Below are 19,452 nucleotides of genomic sequence, written 5' to 3'. Positions count from 1 at the left end.
TCCGATGATGATGCGGAATTGGCTGGCGCTGCAGCAGCTGCTCGATTCGGCGATTCCGATCGGCGGCTTCTCGCATTCATTCGGGCTAGAAACGATGGTGCAGGAAGGCCGGATGACGAGCAGCGCAGAGCTGGAAATGTACGTGCGGACGATGCTGACGCACAGCTGGGCTACGTCCGACGCTATGGTTATAAAAGCGGTGTACCGCGACGTTCCGCCGGGAGAGTGGAATCGCCTGTGGGCAGTGGAGCGTCTTGTCCACATGCAGCGGCTCGCCATTGAGACGAGGCAAGGTGTCGAGAAGATGGGCAAGCGGCTGCTGAAGCTCGCTGCCGACATATGGCCGGAGCTGGACATGTCGGAAGCGGCGTCGGCAGTTCGGGAAGGCCGTTGTCTCGCGACACTGCCGCTCATTCACGGCCTTGTCTGTTTGCGGCTTGGCGTACCGCTGCAGCAGGCGGCGGAAAGCTACTTTTATACGTGTATCGTTACGACGATTAATAGTGCTTTGCGGCTTATGTCCATCGGACAGACGGAAGGCCAACGCCTTGTCGCTAGGCTCACGCCGATGACCCCGCTTGCTTGGAATGCGGCATCGGAGTTAGAGCCGGAAGATGCGTATTCCAATATGCCGATGGCGGAGATGGCCATGATTCGGCATGAGACGCTCTATTCCCGGTTGTTCATGTCTTAATATATTTGATCGAGGAGGAATGTACGATGTGCCAAGGACAAGGACATAGTCATAAAGAGTGGGTGCAGCCGGTGATCGACGGTTCCCGGCCGATCCGGATCGGGATCGGCGGACCGGTCGGCTCAGGCAAAACAGCGCTGGTCGAGCGTCTTGCAAGGGAGCTCGCGGACCGTTACAGCTTGGCGGTCATTACGAACGATATATTTACGAAAGAAGATGCCCGCATTCTAGCTGCGACTGGCGTGTTGCCGGAAGAGCGCATTATCGGTGTCGAGACGGGCGGCTGCCCGCATACGGCGATCCGCGAGGATGCGTCGATGAACTTCGAGGCGATCGAGGAGCTTGAGAACCGGTTCTCGCCGCTGGATCTGATCTTTATCGAGAGCGGCGGCGACAATCTTGCGGCAGCCTTCAGTCCGGAGCTCGTCGACCGGTTTATCTACATTATCGACGTGGCGCAAGGAGAGAAAATTCCGCGCAAAGGCGGGCCTGGCATTATGCGTTCGGATCTGCTCGTTATTAACAAAATCGATCTGGCGCCTCATGTCGGCGCCAGCTTGCAGGTGATGGGCGACGATTCGAAACGGATGCGCGGCGATCGTCCATTCGTATTCTCAAATTTGTTCAGCGGCGAGGGAGTCGCAGACATCGTGCACTGGCTGGAGCATGAAATCGCTCATGCTAACGGACATGCACACGATCATCTGCATGTGCAGGATCATGCGAACGGCGACAACCCTAAGCATACACATTCGCATCATCATGCTGCCGGCAGCCATAGCCATGACCACGAGCATTCGCATTAATCAATCTGCCGCAGGGGCGACTGCCCAGCTCCGCGCTGCATTCGAGCGCCGGGGCGGGGTGACGGTCATGACGGAGAAATATCAGACAGCGCCTGTGAAGATCGCCAAAACCTTTCCGCTTGGTTCATCGCTTGGCGCCATTGTTATGGACGTCTCGCCGGGACTGCTCGATGGCGACCGTTATGAGCTGGAGTGGAAGTGCGGTCCGGGCAGCCGGCTGTTCGTGACGAACCAGTCGTTTACGAAGGTGCATCCGGCTGGACCGCAAGGCGGCGCTTCGATGAAGCAGACGTTCGTGCTGGAAGCGGATGCGGTCATCGAGCATATGCCGGAGCCGGTTATGCTCTACAAGGATGCAGAGTTCGTAAGCGAAACGGAAGTTCATCTTGCTTCAGGAGCGGTCTGGATGCAGGCGGATGTCTGGTGCCCGGGCCGCACGCTGCGCGGCGAAAGGTTTCAATATACCCGGTTCGACAGCAGGCTTGCGGTCTGGTACGGCGATGAACGGATCGGTTCACAGCGGCAATTGATCGAACCGGCTGTGCAAGTTATTGCGGCGCCGGGATGCTTCGCAGACGCGACCCACATCGGCTCGCTGCTTGTCTATGGCGACCGGATTGGTGCAGCTGAACTTGCGGCAGCGAGGGAGGCTCTTCAGCTTGTACCGCACCGCAGCGGGTACGGTTTGACGTTCGGCGCTTCGCTGACATACCGGCACGGACTTGCGGTGATGGCAGCCGGAACGGCAGCTTGGCCGCTGCAGGAGGCGCTTCGCGAAGCTTGGCGCGCTGTCCGTCTGTCTTTGCTCGGCGAGGAGCCTGTGATGCTCGTACGTGCATAAAGAGGATTACTCAACTGCAATAGAAAAAGCCTATCCGTCATAACAGGAAGCTCTAACGAGCGATCCGTATATGCCGGATAGGCTTTTTTGCAGCTTTATGGCGATTCAACTAGCGCGAAAGATCAGGTCAGAACGCCTTAGAATGCCTTCTTGTCAGTCGGAGCGGCGATGGAAGTATTCCGGTGTCAGCTCTGTCCGGTTCGGTAAGCTGCCAGGCGATTCGATCGCTTGCAAAACCGTCCTTGTCACCGCTTCAGACATCACTTCTTCCGGAACGCCAACGGCGGAGATCGGAATTTCGAGCTGCTCTAAGTGCGGAATATGGTCATAGCTAATAATCGCAATGTCGTTCGGCACGGAGATGCCGCTCGTCTGGAATGCGCGCAGTATGCCAGCGGAGAGATCGTAACTGCCGGAGATGACGGCAGACGGACGGTCGCTCATGGCGAGCATTTGCTGCGCTGCGTGGTAGCCGTGCTGCCATAGAAGACCGTTCGAATCGATGAGCAGATCTTCTTCGAACGACAGCCCGTGCTCGTGAATGCCTTCGCGGTACCCGATCCACTTCTCCCGCTGTTGAACCGAAGCTTCGGCATATGGGCCGATATAAGCGATTCGGGTATGACCTTTCGCAACTAGCGTTGCAACGGCAAGCTTAACGGCTTCACGACGGTTCATGTCCACCGCAGGGACGTCCGGTTGCACCGGCATCCCGATCGACACGAAAGGAACGTTGGTGCGCGCTTGTCCTTCAGCTATACCGTATGCGCTTTCTTCAAACATGAGAATGGCATCGACCCGCAAGTTCAAGAACGTCGTGATCGCTTCCTGTGGCTCGTCTATCGATAACAATGCCGTTAAGTTGTTGTCGGCCAGCCGATTCTGAATCGAAGTCAGCAGCGAGGACAACGCCGGACGCTCGACGTTCGGCCAGACGATGCCGATCAGCCCGGTTCGTTTCGTTACGAGGCTGCGGGCGGCAAGATTCGGCCGATATCCGAGCGATTCCGCTGCGGCTATGACTTTGCGTTTCGTCGTTTCTTTCACAAGCGGGCTGTTATTAAGCGCCTTAGCTACTGTAGAGTAGCTGACGCCGACCTGCTTGGAAATATCTTTAATTGTAACGGACATAACGGTGCACTCCTTCGTGTCGGGTACTCGTTGTTCGGATTTTCACAATTAGTTCTATCTTCTTATTATAACGTGCAAATGAAATCTGACAACAATAGGGAACCGAAGAAGAGAGACTAACGCGAGTTCATTGAAGAAAAAATTTGCTAGATTGCAAAAGCATGTTCCATAATATGACCATATATGTATGCGCATTCATCTATATAATTTCAGCTGGCGTTCAGCCGGGCCTTATATGGATTTCATCTTCGTGTGATTTAATGATTAACAAGCTTATGAGATGTGATGTTATCGAAACCTGATGATAGAGCGGGGCGGTGTTGGAATGGGAAAAAAGTTGAAGCAGTGGAAGTGGCCGCTTGGCGTAGCTGGAGCTGCGGTATTGTTCGTTGGTGTTCATACAATCAAGACGAGTCCGGAATTCGCAGAGGCGCAAGCTTCTAAGCAGAACGGGCAGCAGCCGTCAGCCGAAACAGGCGATGTCCGTGCTGGAGACAGCGCAGACGATTGGTTCAGGCAGCGGGAGCAAGGTCCGGGGCAGGGGCAGGAAATGCCTTCAAGGGGCCATCGCGGAAGCTTCGGCGGCAGAGGAATTGCGCCTAACGAGAATGAGGGATCCGCCTCTTCTTCTAACCGTTCATCGGACGGCTTCCGTTCTTCATCGCGTGTTTCATGATGAGTACGGTGAAAGGCGAGCCATTGTTGGATGCCGGACCGCTTACTCATGCCTTTCAGGCGATGAGTTCACAGGTGGAATTGAAACTGGTCTGCGACTCGTCTGCTATGAACTGGGCCGCCCGGCTGGCAGAGGATTGGTTCGCCAAGTCGGAGTCGATATTCAGCCGGTTCCGCCATGAGAGCGAGCTGGAGAGCATTAACCGGGCAGGCGGGTCGCCTGTTCTCATCTCTTCCATGATGATGGAAGTGCTCCAATTAGCGGATGCTTACCGTCGGAAGACGGCTGGTTTATGCACGCCGTTCGTCGGCCAGTCGCTGCTTGATGCGGGCTATACGGAATCGTTCGAAAGGCTGCAAGCGGACCTCATCGGAGCTCTGGGCAATTCTTCAGCTGCCTTCAAAGAAGAAGCGCCGCTATTGCCCGTTAATCGCGGAGCACAGTCTTGCATGACATTGGACGCGGCCATGGTTTCGGTTCAAGTCGATTCGAGCGTACGTCTGGATTTGGGCGGTATTGTGAAGAGTTGGACGGCATCTAGGCTGGCGCGCTGGCTGCAGTCGGGCGGCGGCATTCGGACCGGACTCATCAACGCGGGCGGCGATCTCCTTGCTTGGCAGGGGGCGAATGAATCGCCGCTCTGGCGGATCGGCATCTCGATGCCGAACGATTCGTCGCAAGAGATAGCCTCTCGATCGATTAGCAATGGCGCGGTTGCGACGTCCGGTTCATGGCGGAGAAGGTGGCAGACGAATGAAGGAGCAAGGCATCATCTGATCGATCCGAGAACGGGATGTCCGGCATCCAGCGATGTGATCCAGTGCTCGGTTGCCGGTCCTGACGTGACCGAGTGCGAAGTGTGGGCGAAGTCGGTCTGTATTGCGGGAGAGGAATTCGGCATTCGGCTCATGAACGAGCGTGTGCCGCAATATGAGGCGGTTGTCGTCGATAGATCGGGCCGGATAAAGGTATATGGAAATGGATGGGAGTTGTAAGGGATAGCACAGAGAGGAGCGGATTACGCCATGATCGAGTGGATTGTGAACTGGCCGACATGGGATATGACTCGAGTGTTCGGCATTGCGGCCTATGGGATGATCTGGGCAGGATTGATCCTGGGAGCGCTGTACCGGTATCCGGTCTTCAAAGGGAAACGAAAGGCGAACTTATTCAAATGGCATACGTTTCTGACGAATGGCGGCGCTGTAATCGCGCTTGCGCATGCCAGCGTGCTGCTGATCGACGCGTATTATCCCTACAGCTGGCGGGATATTCTTGTGCCGTTCGCTGCGGCGAAACAGCCGGTATGGAACGGACTCGGAACGATTGCGATGTATGGGGTGCTTGTGCTGCTGCTCACATCGGATTTCCGGCACAAAATGCGCAAACCGGTGTGGCTTGCCATCCACCTGACCGCTTATCCGGTATTCGTCGCAGCCGCGGCACACGGGTATTGGGACGGAACGGACAGCGGGAACCCGGCTATGCAGGCCTTGTATGCCTTGTCGCTGCTGAGCGTCATTGGGCTCTATGCGGTTCGTTCGGTGTTCTCCAGCCGTGCCGAGCCGCAGCGGAAGCGGGTAACGACGCAGAAGACGGGGTGAGGCGAGAAGGGTTCAACGGGTCAGGAGATGGAGATCCAATAAACGTAATCGATAAAAAACGGATGAGCAGAGATTCGATCTCTACTCATCCGTTTTTGTGTGCCCGTTATTATTTTTTTACTTTAATGCCAAGCGCTTGTGCGATTTTAGAGAAAATTTCCGTGTTCTCGTACGAGCCGGTGAACAGATCTGCGCCAGGGCCGATCGCCGTGACTGGAATGTCGACAGCCGTATGGCCGGAAGTCGTCCAGTCGACCATGAACTTCTGATCGGACTTCGCGACCGCGAAAGGACCGTCTTCTTTGGAGATGCCGTCGCCGGACTCGTCTTTCTCGTCTACCGGTTCGATGGAGAATCCGCCTGTTTCATGGTCAGCCAGCACGAGCACGAGCGTGTCTGGATGCGCAGCGGCAAAATTTTTCGCGATACGAACCGACTTGTCCAGCTCTTGGCCAGCACGAATCGTCAGCTTCGCGTTGTTGTTATGCGCCATTTCATCCGTTGCTTCTTCTTCAACGACGAGGAAGAAACCGTTCTTGTTCGAGGACAGCGTCTCGATCGCTTTCTTCGTCATGTCAGGCAAAGATACGACCGGGTTGTACAAATCGCCTTCACCTTCCGGTTTTTGTTGGAACATTTCTTCGTTGGCGAACAGGCCGAGCAGCTTGCCTTTCGCTTTTTGCATATCGGCTTTGTTCGTTACGTAGCTATAGCCAAGCGATTTTGCTTTGGCTACGAGATCGCCTTGCGTGCCTTTGCTTTTCTCCGACGGATCTTCCGCAGGCTCGTCCTTGAACGATCCTGGGTTGCCGGCTGGGTACCAGAAATCTTCGCCGCCGCCGAGCAGGACGTCAACTTTCGCGTTCGTCAAATATTGCAGTGCGATATCGCTTTGTTTGGAACGGTCTTCAACATGCGATGCGAATGCAGCGCCCGTCGCATCCGTCACTTGGCTCGTCGTTACGATGCCTGTGGACAAGCCTTTGTCTTTTGCGTATTCGATAATCGTCTTGACGCTTTTCTTGTCGGCATCCATGCCGATTGCGCCGTTATATGTTTTGACGCCGCTTGCGTATGCCGTCGCCGATGCTGCGGAGTCGGTAACCACATCCGTCGAGCTCGTATGAACGAGGCCGGAATAAGGCATGTCGTCCATGGCCAGCTTGCCGTTCTCGCCGACCGTTGCCAGACGAATGGCGTTGCGCTGCGCCAAGCCCATTCCATCGCCGACGAACAGAATAACGTTCTTCGCTTTGCTCGAAGCAGCGTCTGCTTCATTGCTCTTGTTTTGTACGGATACTGCACTCGTAATGACGAGGGCTGCTGCAGCCGTTCCGAGCGCCATCGTTTTCCAATTGCGGACTTTCATGAACCAATTCCTCCTTAAGGGTGGCAATCGCTTTCTGATCTCTATGCTACTGCCTCCTTATTAACAGAATGTACGGCAGGAGTTAAGATTATGTTAATAGATACCAAATGATAGATCATGTATATTGAGAGAGACAGGGTATAGCTGCGGGGAGGCGGGCGCAACGGCGCCAACTTCTGTGAAGGCTGTCGAGGCTGCGGTCATGACAACAACGTGCTGATTTTACTCCAAAATGATATGATGATTAATGTAGTGACGGATCACAATGAATACGGTTTGTGCGCTTCGAATGGTTATTACATCATAATCCAACGTTGAATGAATCTATAGATGGCGATTAGACATCCGAATTCGAGGGGGTCAAAAGATGCAATTTTTTGTCGGAATTGTACCGCCGGAAGACAGCCTAAAGCGAATTGCGGCTTTCCAACGGCAGTGGGCGCATAATCTGCTTCCTGATGTTGTCGAACCTCATATAACGGTCAAGTCGCAGGGCGGGCTGACACCGGACAATAACAATTGGCTCAATGAAGTGAAGGCGGTATGCAAGAATTTCCCCTCATTCCGAGTCGCGCTCCACAACCCGGCCTGGTTCGGGGAAGACGTATTGTTCTTGAACGTCGACTCCCCTCAGATCAAAGATTTGCACCGGAAAATGGTAAAGGCAATTGGTCCATCGGACCAGCTCATCAAGCACTATTACGAGATGGATTTGTATCATGCGCATTTAACGCTGGGCCAGACCCGCTGGGGGATGAACCGCGAGCAATTGGAAGACATGTATCAGCGAACGGAAGAAGCGTTGGCGCCTTATCCGGCATTCGAAGTCGATTTCTTGAGGGTATACCAAGAGGTTGAACCGGACAGGTACCGTACCTATTTGGATATCCCGCTTAAGAAAGGATAAGTCCGTTCACCCCATCATTCGTCTAGTGCTTTAGATTCGCGACTAATTTCATCGAAGATGAACTAAGCAAGGCGCCTGTCGGCGCCTTGCTTTTTTTGTCCTTCTTATGGCCTAAATGCGGTCGCCCGATCCGGGACTGCCTATTATTTTGCCCCCGTTCAGAGGAAAAGTATCCCTTCTCAATCTCTCAGCCCTCCCTTCAAAATAGGAGGTGTAAAGACGAAGTAAATTTTAATTCGCTTTGTTCTATTGGAGGGATATTGTCTAGCTGCCGGTTTCGATTACGAATATGAGAGGAGATTGAAAATGAAGAAAAACGTATTCTTTACCTCGCATCGCTCTCTATTGATTATGTTAGCGTTGTTGCTGGCGGCGGTCGGCGGAACGGTCGCAGCTCCTGCGGCTAAGACGGAAGCAGCTGCCGCATCCTACAAAATTGTCGGCTATTATCCGGCATGGGCAGCGTATGCGCGCACGTCCAATGTTGCGGATATCGACGGCTCGAAGCTGACGCATATCAATTACGCGTTCGCGGACATTTGCTGGAACGGCATCCACGGCAATCCGGATCCGACCGGTCCGAATCCTGTTACTTGGTCTTGTCAGGACGAGGTCGGCAACATTAATGTTCCGAACGGCACAGTCGTACTGGGCGATCCGTGGATCGACGCACAGAAATCTTATACGGGAGATACGTGGGATCAGCCGCTGAGAGGCAACCTGAACCAGCTCATTAAGCTGAAACAAAAATATCCGCATCTCAAGACGATCATCTCTATCGGAGGATGGACGTGGTCCAACCGGTTCTCGGACGTCGCGGCGAGCGCAACAACCCGCCAGACATTCGCTAAATCGTCGGTTGCATTCATTCGCCATTACGGTATGGACGGCGTCGATCTCGACTGGGAATATCCGGTTGGCGGCGGCTTGGCCGGCAATAGCGTGCGTCCGGCAGATAAGCAGAATTATACGCTTCTGTTGAAAGAAATTCGTAAAGAGCTGGATGCGGCTGGAGCTGCAGACGGCAAGAGCTATTCGTTGACGATCGCGGCAGGCGCCTCGCAGGCGTATGCATCGAACACGGAACTGAGCGAAATTGCGAAGACTGTGGATTGGATCAACATTATGTCGTATGACTACAACGGCGGCTGGAGCACGAAGAGCGCCCATAACGCACCATTGTACAGCGATCCGGCGGCGGTTGCGGCTGGCATTCCGGATGCGTCGACTTTCAACGCTGCAAGTTCGGTTCAGACGATGCTGGGCTCGGGCGTTCCGGCGAGCAAGCTGGTGCTCGGACTTCCGTTCTACGGACGCGGCTGGAAAGGCTGCGCGCCGGGGCCGAGCGGCGATGGCCAGTATCAAAGCTGTACCGGCGTATCGACCGGCACATGGGAGCCGGGTTCGCTTGATTACGGCGATCTTGCAGCAAAATATGTGAACAAAAACGGCTTCGTCCGGTATTGGAATGATACGGCTAAGGTGCCTTACTTGTATCAAGCGTCTACCGGAACGTTCATCAGCTATGACGACGAGCAATCATTCGGTTATAAAATCAATTATATTAAATCGCTTGGCCTTGGCGGCGGCATGTTCTGGGAGCTGTCTTCGGACTGCCGAGTCAGCCCGAATTATTCGTGCACCGGCACGAAACTGCTCGATGTGCTCGCTAATGGATTGAACGGCGGCGGCATCACGCCTCCAGTCGATACGGCGGCTCCAAGCGTGCCGGGAACTCCATCGGCTACGAACGTCGGTTCGACCAGCGTGACGCTGGCATGGGGCGCTTCGACCGACAATGTCGGCGTAACGGGCTATGATGTGTACAGCGGGTCAACGCTGGTTGCGTCGTCAGCAGGCGCCAGCGCCACGGTTGGCAACTTGACGGCGAACACGAGCTATACGTTTACGGTGAAAGCGAAGGATGCGGCAGGCAATCAATCGGCGGCAAGCGCTCCGCTCACCGTGAAGACGGCAGTATCAGGCGGTGGAGACGGCGGCGGCACGACAGGCTGCAGCGATCCGGCATGGGCGGCGGCAAACGTCTACACGGGCGGTCAGCGGGTTGTTTATAACGGTATCGTGTACGAGGCCAAATGGTGGACGCAAGGCGACCAGCCAGACCTGAGCGGCGACTATGGCGTGTGGAAAAAGATCGGCGGTTGCACATCCGGCGGTACAGGTGGTGGAACGGGCGGCGGAGCCGATACAACGGCACCGACTGCACCAACTGGTGTAACGGTGACGGGCGTAACACAGACGAGTGTAACGCTCGCTTGGAGCGGTTCGACCGACAACTCGGGAAGCGTAGCCGGATATGACGTATATAACGGCACGACGCTGGCTGCATCGGTTACCGGACTCAGCGCGACGGTGTCGGGTTTAACGGCTGGCACGACGTATAATTTCACGGTAAAAGCGAAGGATGCGGCGGGCAACGTATCGGCGGCAAGCTCTTCGGTGTCGGCAACGACAACGGCTTCGGGCACCGGTACACCGTCCAATGCATGGGTCGCTAACCACGCGTATAAAGTCGGCGATATCGTTACGTATAACGGCAAATCGTATCAATGTCTTCAGTCGCACACGTCGCTGACAGGCTGGGAGCCTGCGGCGACAGGCGCTTTGTGGAAGCTGCTATAAGTAAGAATTAGCAAGGGAGAAGAAGGCGAGTCGGGGTGCTGCGGCATCTCGGCTCGTCTTTTTTGCAGCAGCACGTCGGAGAGAGGCAACCAGTCTGGTGTGACACGAAAAGTGATGCATCAGCGTCTCCTTATAAACGGACTCCACATGGGTCCGTTTTTTATTTGTGCGCGGATATTTTCTTGCTAGGGTCATAAAAACCAGTCGTCTTGGGAATATTTACTTAAGTCAACTGCAGGCAGACTGCGAAGGTAGCTTGCATCGGAATTTATTTGCGCAGCCTTGTCGATAAGGCGAGAGTTCAAGAAAGACGGACTTCAAGCAAGGGGGACCCATGGTACTAAACGCCGAGCAACTGGAGCAGAAGGCGCATGAACTGGCACTGATTCATCAACCGGTCAACTCGAAGCAGGCTCAATATAACCCGCTGCGGGAATGGCATCGCGATATGGAAAGCTTGCGGCAATTCGCCGCAGTGTTGAAAGAAGAAGGAGGCGCATGCACGCAGCCTGCTGAACAATGGCTGCTGGATCATGCGGATTTTATCGAGAAGGAAGCGCTTGTCGTAGAACGGGAGCTGAAGCACGGCATCTTGCGGAAGCTGACATGGCTGAAGAACGGTTCAAAGCCGCGTGTCATGGCGCTGGGCAGCGCCTACTACGAGGCGACGAACGGGCGTCTCGAATACGACACGCTGACGGCATTCGTGAACGCCTATCAGGAAATTTCGGTTCTGACTCTCGCAGAAGCGTGGTCGCTACCGATCTTAATGCGTATGGCTGCAATCGAACGACTGGCGGCATTAATGAGGGAGGTTCGGGAGCGGCATGAGGCTTGCGTTCGCGTAGAGCGGATGATGAAGTCTATCGGGCCTAGCGACGGGAAGCTGTGCGCAGCCGATATGAAGGAGGCGCTGGAACGGCACGGTGAACAGCTGCCGCTGTCCGGTGCCGTCCTTGTTCATTTGGTCAGCCATTTGAATGAGTGGGCCGATGATGCAGGATCTGTCCGCGAATGGCTGATCTGCAAATTAGATGCGGACGCCGACAATTTGAGCCGGATCGTGACCTATGAGCATCAACTGCAGGCCACCCATGAAGTGGAATGCGGCCATTTGATCGGGAGCCTCCGCACGTTATCCCGGGGGCAGTGGCAGGCGACGTTCGAGCGGATCAGCGTCGTGGAACGAACGCTATCCAGCGAAGCGGCAGGCACCTATTCCCGTATGGATGAGACGAGCCGCCATACACTCCGCCATCGAGTAGAGCAGCTGGCAGAGCGGTTCGGCGTGCCGCAAAATTTGATCGCATCCAAGGCGGTCGAGCTTGCAGCAGGCGCAGGTCTAACGGGAACAGATGATGCAGATGCAGATCAACATAGCAATGTTGAGCAGACCGTCAGAGCAAGTGCCCGCACTAATGAATCTGCTCAACAGTGGGGACATAGTGCTTCTTCGCCTAACCAATCTCTGCCTCCACGGGATCATTTTGCCGCTTATTATTTGCTTGACTCCGCCGGAGTTGAACGGCTTCATCTGTCGCTGCGTTCATGCAGCGAGCCGCGGGCGAACCGCGCATCAATTGTAAAACGCCGACGCGGAACGGCCTATATGTCGATGATCGGCTTCGCATTCGCTGCGTTTGCCGTTATTTTTGCCTTATGGACCGGTGGCGGAGCCGCGCTGGCGCCTTGGATGTGGATTGTCGCTGCCGTGCTGCTGCTGATGCCAGCGGCGGAATGGACGGTAATGGCCGGTCAATCGACGGTCGGCAACCTGGTCCGCTCGCGTCCGCTTCTCCGTTACGACTATGCCGCTGGCATGCCGGATGACGCGAAGGCGATGGTCGTCATGCCGATAATTTGGTCGAAGAATGAGGAAGTCGAAGAGCTCGCGGACCGGCTGGAACTGCATTATTTGGCTAACCGGGACAAGCAGCTCTATTTCGCCCTTCTCGGCGATTATACGGATGCGCAATCCGAGAGACTGAGCACCGATGAGAAGCTGCTGAAAGCAGCTCGCGAGAGAATCGCCCGTATGAATGAGCAGTATCCGCGAGAGGACGGAGGACAGACGTTCCATCTGTTCCAGCGGCGCCGGCAGTGGAACGAGTCGGAGAAAGCATGGATCGGCTGGGAGCGCAAGCGCGGCAAGCTGGTCGAATTCGTCGCGCTGCTGCGGGGCGATTCCGGAACGAGTTACTTGGAGAGCACATCGCTGCCGCAAGAATTAAGAGACGTCCAGTATTTAATTACGCTCGATGCCGATACGCAGCTGCCGCTTGGAGCGGCACAGAGGATGGTCGGCACGATGCATCTGCCGTACAACCGGCCAAGGCTGAACGAGCAGCGCTCGAGAGTGATCGAGGGCTATGGCGTTCTGCAGCCGAGAATAGGCGTCAGCTACGAATCGGTATCGCATTCCCGTCTAGCAAGGCTTTGGTCTGGCGAGCCGGGCATCGATCCGTATGCGTTCGCGATGTCGGATCCGTATCAGGATACGTTCGGACAAGGTATTTTTACGGGCAAAGGCATTATCGACATCGACAGCTTCGCCGCCGTTCTAAGCGAACGAATTCCGGAAAATACGGTGCTTAGCCATGATCTGCTTGAAGGCGGATTCTTGCGCGGCGGCTTGCTTTCGGATATCGAGCTGATCGACGGCCATCCGGCGAAATTCGGCGCTTATCAGCAGCGGCTTCACCGGTGGGTGCGAGGGGATTGGCAACTTCTGTGCTGGCTGAAGCCGAAGGTGTGCAACCGGACCGGCAAGCTGCAAAAGGTCGACCTGTCCGCGCTTACGCGCTGGCAGATCCTCGATAATATGCGGCGGAGTCTGCTGCAGCCTGCGCTGCTGCTGACGCTGCTTATAGCGCCGCTCCTGCCGCCTTGGCCATGGGCAGTCTTGACGACTATCGCGCTGCTTACCGTCTTCATGCCGCTCATCCGATCGGTGCTGCAGCCTGTGAGGCTGGTCCGGAAGCCGGCCGCGGTCGCGGCAGCATTCGGACAATCGCTCGTAACGCTTGTTGCGCTGCCGTATCAAACGGTTGTCATGTTGGACGCGGTCTGCCGCACGCTCTACCGAATGTTCGGCACGAAACGCAAGATGCTCGAGTGGACAAGCTCGGCCGAGGTTGAACGCCGCAGCAAGCACAAGCAATCTCCAGTCATTTACGGGCTTAGTTCTGGACTTGTGCTGACGCTTGCATTCGGTGCAGTATCGATACTGTCGAACCATGTGCCGACCCGATGGACAGGAGCCATAATTGCAGCTGTATGGCTGCTTGCGCCTGTCGTCGCCCGCTGGCTGAGCAAGCCTCCTGCCGTTCGTCCGGAGACGATTACGGCAGAGGAGCGGGAGAAGTTGACCGAACTTGCGAGAGACATATGGTCGTACTTCGACCGTTATACGGTGGAGTCCGACCATTGGCTTGCGCCGGACAATGTGCAGATGGACCCGCCAGTCGGACCGGCAAGACGGACGTCGCCGACGAATATTGGCTTGCAGCTTGCCTGCACGCTCGCGGCCCGTGACTTCGGCTTTATCGATACGCTCGACTTGTTGATGCGAATCGAGCGGACGACGGACACGATCGAGAGGATGGAGAAGTGGAACGGCCATTTGTACAACTGGTATGAGACGACGACACTACGTCCGCTGCCGCCGCTTTATGTGTCCACCGTCGATTCCGGCAACTTTGTCGGCTATCTCGTCACGGTGAAGGAAGGGATTGCGGAGTATGCATTCGGAACAGGTGCAGGTACCGGAGTCGCAGCGATGCAGTCCAAAACCGGCCGCATCCGGGAACAAGCGAAACGTCTGATCTCCCGGCTCGAGAAGCTGATCGACGAGACCGATTTCCGGCCGCTGTACGATGATGCCTCCCAGCTGTTCGCGCTTGGTTACCATGCCTCGGCGGACCGCAAAGAGACGATATTGTACGATTTGCTCGCATCCGAAGCCCGTCAATCCAGCCTGCTGGCCATTGCGTTCGGACAGGCTCCGGCAGCGCATTGGTTCAAGCTCGGTCGCGCGATGACAAGATCGGGCAAAGATGCGACGCTGCTCTCTTGGTCGGGCACGATGTTCGAATATTTAATGCCGGCGCTGCTGATGAAGACGTACCGGAACTCCGTCTGGGACCGGACGTACCGCGGCATGGTAAGACGCCAGATCGAGTATGCCGCTATGCGGAATGTGCCGTTCGGCATTTCCGAATCAGGCTATTACGCCTTCGATTATCAAATGAATTACCAGTATCGCGCCTTCGGGGTGCCGGGACTTGGATTCCAGCGCGGGCTCGAGGAAGATCTCGTGCTTGCGCCGTATGCGACGATAATGGCGCTGCCGTATGCGAAGCGTGAAGCGCTTGATGCGCTGCGCCGAATGGAACAAATGGGCGCGCGCGGAGAACACGGTTATTACGAAGCGATCGATTGCACGAGCAAGCGGCTGCCCGACGGGCAGCGAAGCGTCGTCATCCGCAGCTTCATGGTTCATCATCAAGGGATGAGCTTGCTGACGCTGGCCAACGAGCTGCTGCCGAGGACGATGGTCGACCGCTTCCATGCGGATAAACGTATTCAAGCCGTCGAGCTGCTGCTGCAGGAGCGGATGCCGGACAAGCCAGCGATCATTTCCGATTCGGTGAAATCGTACTCTTCGAGGACGGAATCCGTACAAGAGCAGGAGAGAACGGCGCCGCTGCGCGAGTACACCGATCCCGTTACGGCGCTGCCGGAAGTGTGCGTGCTGTCCAACGGCTCGTTCTCTTCCGTTGTGACAGCGAGCGGCGGCGGGTTTACGCGTCACGGCGGCATTGCCGTCTCCAGATGGCGCGAGGACCCGGTTGTCGATCCGCCAAGCATCGGCATGTATATCCGCGATGTTACCGCAGACGCGGTCTGGTCGCCAGCATATGAGCCTTGCCGCGTGCGGTCGGAGGAAATGAGAACGCAGTTCGCGCTGCATCAGGCAAGCTTTCTGCGCAAGGACGGCCAGGTTGGCACCGAGCTGAATATATGCGTGTCGCCAGAGCTGAATGCGGAAGTTCGCCGGCTGACGCTGACGAACGAGAGCCAGGAGATCCGCATATTCGAGGTAACGACGTATACGGAAGTCGTTCTGGCCCCTCCTTCGGCGGACGACGCGCACCCGGCATTCAGCAAGCTGTTCGTGCAGACGGAATATGACGCAGCGGATGAATGTCTGCTTGCGGTCAGAAGACCGAGAGACGGCCATGAGAAGCCGCGCTGGGCGGTGCAGTCGCTGTCGGCGGGATGCGAGTCGCTTGGCCCGATCGAATATGAGACGGACCGGGCTTGCTTCATCGGCCGCGGCCATACGCTGCAGCATCCGCAAAGCATAGCAAGCAAATTGTCGGGTACGGTCGGCGCTGTCCTTGATCCGATATTCGCCATTCGCCGGCGAGTGTCGATCGGACCTGGCGAGCAAGTGAAGCTGTATGCGGTCACGGGCACTGCTGAATCGCGGGATGAAGCGATTGCGATATCCCGTGCGCTGTGCGGCGAGGCGCAGATCGACCGGACCTTCCAGCTTGCCTGGACGCACAGCCGGATCGATCTGCGGCATCAGCGGATGACGGCGCAAGAGGCTTCTCTCATTCATACGCTTGCAGGACGCGTGTTGTATGCCTCGCCGCTCCGGGCGGAGCGCGCCGACAGCATCGCCGCGAACGTGAAAGGACAGTCCGGGTTATGGTCGATGGGCATATCCGGCGATCTGCCGATCGTGCTCGTCACGATGGAGGACCGGTCGCAGTTGCCTTTCGCGATCCGATTGATGAGCGGACACGGCTATTTGTGCCGCAAAGGCATCCCGTTCGATCTGGTTATCGTCAACGAATCGGCGGGGGGCTATCAGCAGGATGTAACGGACGGCCTCCGCAGCGCCATCGAACACAATGTCGACAAGCATGCCGTTCGTCCGGGCGGCGTGTATCCGGTAGCGGCGAACCAAATGTCGGCTGAAGAACGGACGCTGCTCTTCGCCGTCGCACGTTATGTGCTGCATGCGGACGGACCGAGCCTGAAGGTGCAGCTAAAGGCGCCGATGCGAGCAGCGCTCCAATTGCACGAGCGACTGGAGCGGATTGCGTCGCTGGCCGCCTCGTCCGCAGCTGTACCGGAAAGGGACGAAACGGACGCATCGTCCGAACTGGCGCTGTTCAACGGCTGGGGCGGATTCACGCAGGATGGACGGGAATACCGGATCGCGCTGCGCGGAGGCAAGTTTCTGACGGCTCCTTGGAGCAACGTCATGGCCAATGACAAATTTGGCTTCCTCGTCACGGAGCTTGGAACGGGCTATACGTGGTGGCGCAACAGCCGCGAGTTCAAGCTGACGCCATGGTCGAACGACCCGGTGCTTGATCCGCCTGGCGAAGCTTGCTATATCCGAGACGACCGGACGGGACGATACAGCTCGCCTGCTCCGATGCCGTGTTCCGCGGATTCACCGTGCACGGTTGCTCACGGCCGAGGATACACCCGGTTCCGCCGGGCAGACAGCGGCTTGCGCCAGCAGATGACGATGTACGTGCCGAAATCTGATTCGGTCAAAATCATCGAGCTGAAGCTGGACAATACGAGCGATGAGACCAAAGAGCTATCCGTCTACTACGTCTGTGACTGGGTGCTAGGCGTGAAACGCCAGATCAGCGCTTCGCATATCGTCTCGGAATGGGACGATGAACATAGCGTCATGCTGACGCGCAACGGTTATCAGGAAACGTTTCGCGACGATTGGGCCTTTCTCGCCATACACGATGCAGACGGCTCATCCGTTGCATCCGCCGATTCCGCAGCCTCGCTGCGGGAACGCATCTCTTATACAACGAATCGGACGGAATGGCTCGGACGCGGAGGCACGGCGCAATCGCCGGAAGCGCTGGAATATGCAAGGCTGTCGAACACGTCCGGCCCTCAGCATGATGCGTGCGGCGCCGTGCAGCTGAAGCTCACGGTGGAACCGGGCGCATCCAGAACGGTTTACGTGCTGGTCGGCGCCGAGTATTCCAAGGAGGCAGCGCTTGCTTTAGCACGCAAATACAATAACAGCGCAGCGTGTGCTGCCGCCTACGAGGAAGCAGTGCGCTTCTGGGAAGAGATGACGATGCAGACGACGATCCATACTCCGAACCGGGAGATGGACTATCTGATCAACGGCTGGCTGCTGTATCAAGCGCTCGCTTGCCGGATGTGGGCAAGAACGGCGTTCTATCAAGCGGGAGGAGCATTCGGTTACCGCGATCAGCTGCAGGATTCGCTTGCGATGCTGCATGCAAGACCGGATATGACGCGGTCCCAGATCATTCTGCATGCCGCGCATCAATATGAGGAAGGCGATGTGCAGCACTGGTGGCATGAAGAAACGCACCGCGGCATCCGGACCAAATATTCGGACGATCTGCTGTGGCTGCCTTATGCAACGGCACGCTATATTACGCAGACGGCCGACGCAACGGTGCTGGACGAGATCGCGCCGTTCATCCGAAGCGAGCCGCTTACGTTCGAGGAACACGAGCGGTATGAGCCGACCGTGCTGTCCGATCAGACCGGCACGGTCTATGAGCACTGCATCCGTGCAATCGAACGGGCTTCCCGTTTCGGCGAGAACGGCATGCCGCTCATGGGGATCGGCGACTGGAACGACGGCATGAATTCGGTCGGCGATCTGGGGAAGGGCGAAAGCGTCTGGCTCGGCTGGTTTCTGTGCGAGGTGCTCCGCAAGTTCGCGGATGTATGCGAAATGAAAGGCGACGCGGAGCGTGCCAAGGCGTATCGGGACCGGCGGGAGGCTATCGCCTCCGCGGTCAACACCAGCGCATGGGACGGGCAGTGGTACCGGCGGGCACGGGCGGACGAGGGACATTGGCTCGGTTCGACGCGGAATGAAGAATGCCGGATCGACGCCATCGCGCAGTCGTGGTCGGTCATCTCGGGAGCGGCGCCGCGCGAACGGGCGCAGCAGGCGATGATGTCGTTCGACCGCGAGCTTGTCGACCGGGACATTATGGTTGCCCGGCTTCTGACGCCGCCGTTCGACCGGACCGATCCGAATCCCGGCTATATCCAAGGCTATCCGCCGGGCATTCGCGAGAATGGGGCCCAATATACGCATGGCGTAATCTGGAGTATCGTCGCTTGGTGCGGCCTCGGCAACGGAGACAAGGCGGTCGATCTGTTTCATCTGCTTAATCCGGTTACGCATGCCCGCAGCGAGAGCGACGTCCGGAAGTACGCCGGGGAGCCATACGTGATGGCGGCCGATGTCTATACCCGCGATCCGGTCAAAGGGCGTGCGGGGTGGACGTGGTATACAGGCGCATCGGGCTGGATGTATCAAGCCGGCATCGAATGGATCATCGGCTTGCAGCGAAGGGCGGATAAGCTTTATTTCAAGCCTGCCATTCCGAAGGATTGGCCGGGCTTCGAAGTGAATTACCGTTACGGCAAATCGGTGTACAAGGTGAAAGTAAGGATGGTGGATACGCTGTCCGAGCCGTCGCTTCCGCTGGATATCGACGAGTCGGGCGAACTCACGCCGCACCGCGAATCCGGCATCATAGAGCGCGATTCGGAAGGAACGTACATCAAGCTCTCCGATGACGGCCGCACGTATGAGGTTGAGATGATGCTGCCAAGGCAGCCGTCCGGCAAGACGGATGAAACTGCCGTTAACGTATAAATGAACGAACCAACACCCCCGAATGTGCCCGAGCTGCTCTGGTACGTTGCGGGGGTGCTTGTCTTGCTATC

Annotated in this window: 11 protein-coding genes; 9 read left to right on the top strand and 2 right to left on the bottom strand. The window is 56.7% G+C overall.

The genetic code is table 11. The annotated features are described in order from the left end of the window. The first annotated feature begins 4 nt into the window (after window positions 1-4). The 3 genes from PKO01S_RS02095 to PKO01S_RS02085 are packed head-to-tail and all read left to right on the top strand — an operon-like array spanning window position 5 to window position 2,341. A complete protein-coding gene (locus tag PKO01S_RS02095) occupies window positions 5-694 on the top strand; it encodes an urease accessory protein UreF (RefSeq protein WP_127529639.1) in 690 nt (229 codons plus the stop codon). 26 nt (window positions 695-720) lie between these two features. Beyond that, the gene (ureG, locus tag PKO01S_RS02090) at window positions 721-1,500 is read left to right on the top strand and encodes an urease accessory protein UreG (RefSeq protein ID WP_127529638.1); all 780 of its coding nucleotides are present in this window, start codon (window positions 721-723) and stop codon (window positions 1,498-1,500) included. Beyond that, window positions 1,478-2,341: an urease accessory protein UreD gene (locus PKO01S_RS02085; protein ID WP_164779439.1), complete on the top strand. Its 864-nt coding sequence runs from the start codon at window positions 1,478-1,480 to the stop codon at window positions 2,339-2,341. Before ureG ends, PKO01S_RS02085 begins: the two co-directional genes overlap by 23 nt. 153 nt (window positions 2,342-2,494) lie before the next feature. Here PKO01S_RS02085 and PKO01S_RS02080 read toward each other — a convergent pair whose 3' ends face one another. After that, a complete protein-coding gene (locus PKO01S_RS02080; RefSeq protein WP_127529637.1) occupies window positions 2,495-3,472 on the bottom strand; it encodes a LacI family DNA-binding transcriptional regulator in 978 nt (325 codons plus the stop codon). A 325-nt stretch (window positions 3,473-3,797) separates the two neighbouring features. On the opposite strand from PKO01S_RS02080, the gene PKO01S_RS02075 reads away from it, so the two are divergent. Genes PKO01S_RS02075 through PKO01S_RS02065 form a run of 3 tightly spaced genes read left to right on the top strand, consistent with a single transcriptional unit; the run spans window position 3,798 to window position 5,752 of the window. Beyond that, the gene (locus PKO01S_RS02075; RefSeq protein WP_127529636.1) at window positions 3,798-4,148 is read left to right on the top strand and encodes a hypothetical protein; all 351 of its coding nucleotides are present in this window, start codon (window positions 3,798-3,800) and stop codon (window positions 4,146-4,148) included. Further along, window positions 4,148-5,143: an FAD:protein FMN transferase gene (locus tag PKO01S_RS02070; protein WP_164779438.1), complete on the top strand. Its 996-nt coding sequence runs from the start codon at window positions 4,148-4,150 to the stop codon at window positions 5,141-5,143. Before PKO01S_RS02075 ends, PKO01S_RS02070 begins: the two co-directional genes overlap by 1 nt. A 30-nt stretch (window positions 5,144-5,173) precedes the next feature. After that, on the top strand, window positions 5,174-5,752 hold the full coding sequence (locus PKO01S_RS02065) for a ferric reductase-like transmembrane domain-containing protein (protein ID WP_127529634.1): 579 nt from the start codon (window positions 5,174-5,176) through the stop codon (window positions 5,750-5,752). 109 nt (window positions 5,753-5,861) lie between these two features. Here the strand turns inward: PKO01S_RS02065 and PKO01S_RS02060 are convergent, their stop codons facing one another. Then, on the bottom strand, window positions 5,862-7,121 hold the full coding sequence (locus PKO01S_RS02060) for an alkaline phosphatase (protein WP_127529633.1): 1,260 nt from the start codon (window positions 7,119-7,121) through the stop codon (window positions 5,862-5,864). 367 nt (window positions 7,122-7,488) lie between these two features. On the opposite strand from PKO01S_RS02060, the gene PKO01S_RS02055 reads away from it, so the two are divergent. The 3 genes from PKO01S_RS02055 (at window position 7,489) to PKO01S_RS02045 (ending at window position 19,381) form a co-directional block, all read left to right on the top strand. Then, window positions 7,489-8,028, top strand: a complete 540-nt coding sequence (locus PKO01S_RS02055) for a 2'-5' RNA ligase family protein (protein ID WP_127529632.1) — start codon at window positions 7,489-7,491, stop codon at window positions 8,026-8,028. Window positions 8,029-8,334: 306 nt separating this feature from the next. Further along, window positions 8,335-10,671: a glycosyl hydrolase family 18 protein gene (locus tag PKO01S_RS02050; protein ID WP_127529631.1), complete on the top strand. Its 2,337-nt coding sequence runs from the start codon at window positions 8,335-8,337 to the stop codon at window positions 10,669-10,671. A gap of 334 nt (window positions 10,672-11,005) precedes the next feature. Next, entirely contained in the window at window positions 11,006-19,381 is an 8,376-nt protein-coding gene (locus PKO01S_RS02045; protein ID WP_127529630.1) for a GH36-type glycosyl hydrolase domain-containing protein, read from the top strand. Window positions 19,382-19,452 lie beyond the last annotated feature (71 nt).

Source organism: Paenibacillus kobensis NBRC 15729, from assembly GCF_004000825.1.
In the GTDB taxonomy this organism is placed as follows: Bacteria; Bacillota; Bacilli; order Paenibacillales; family Paenibacillaceae; genus Paenibacillus_T; species Paenibacillus_T kobensis.
Note: the sequence above shows the minus strand (reverse complement) of the source record. Positions and strands in the feature narration are given on the sequence as shown.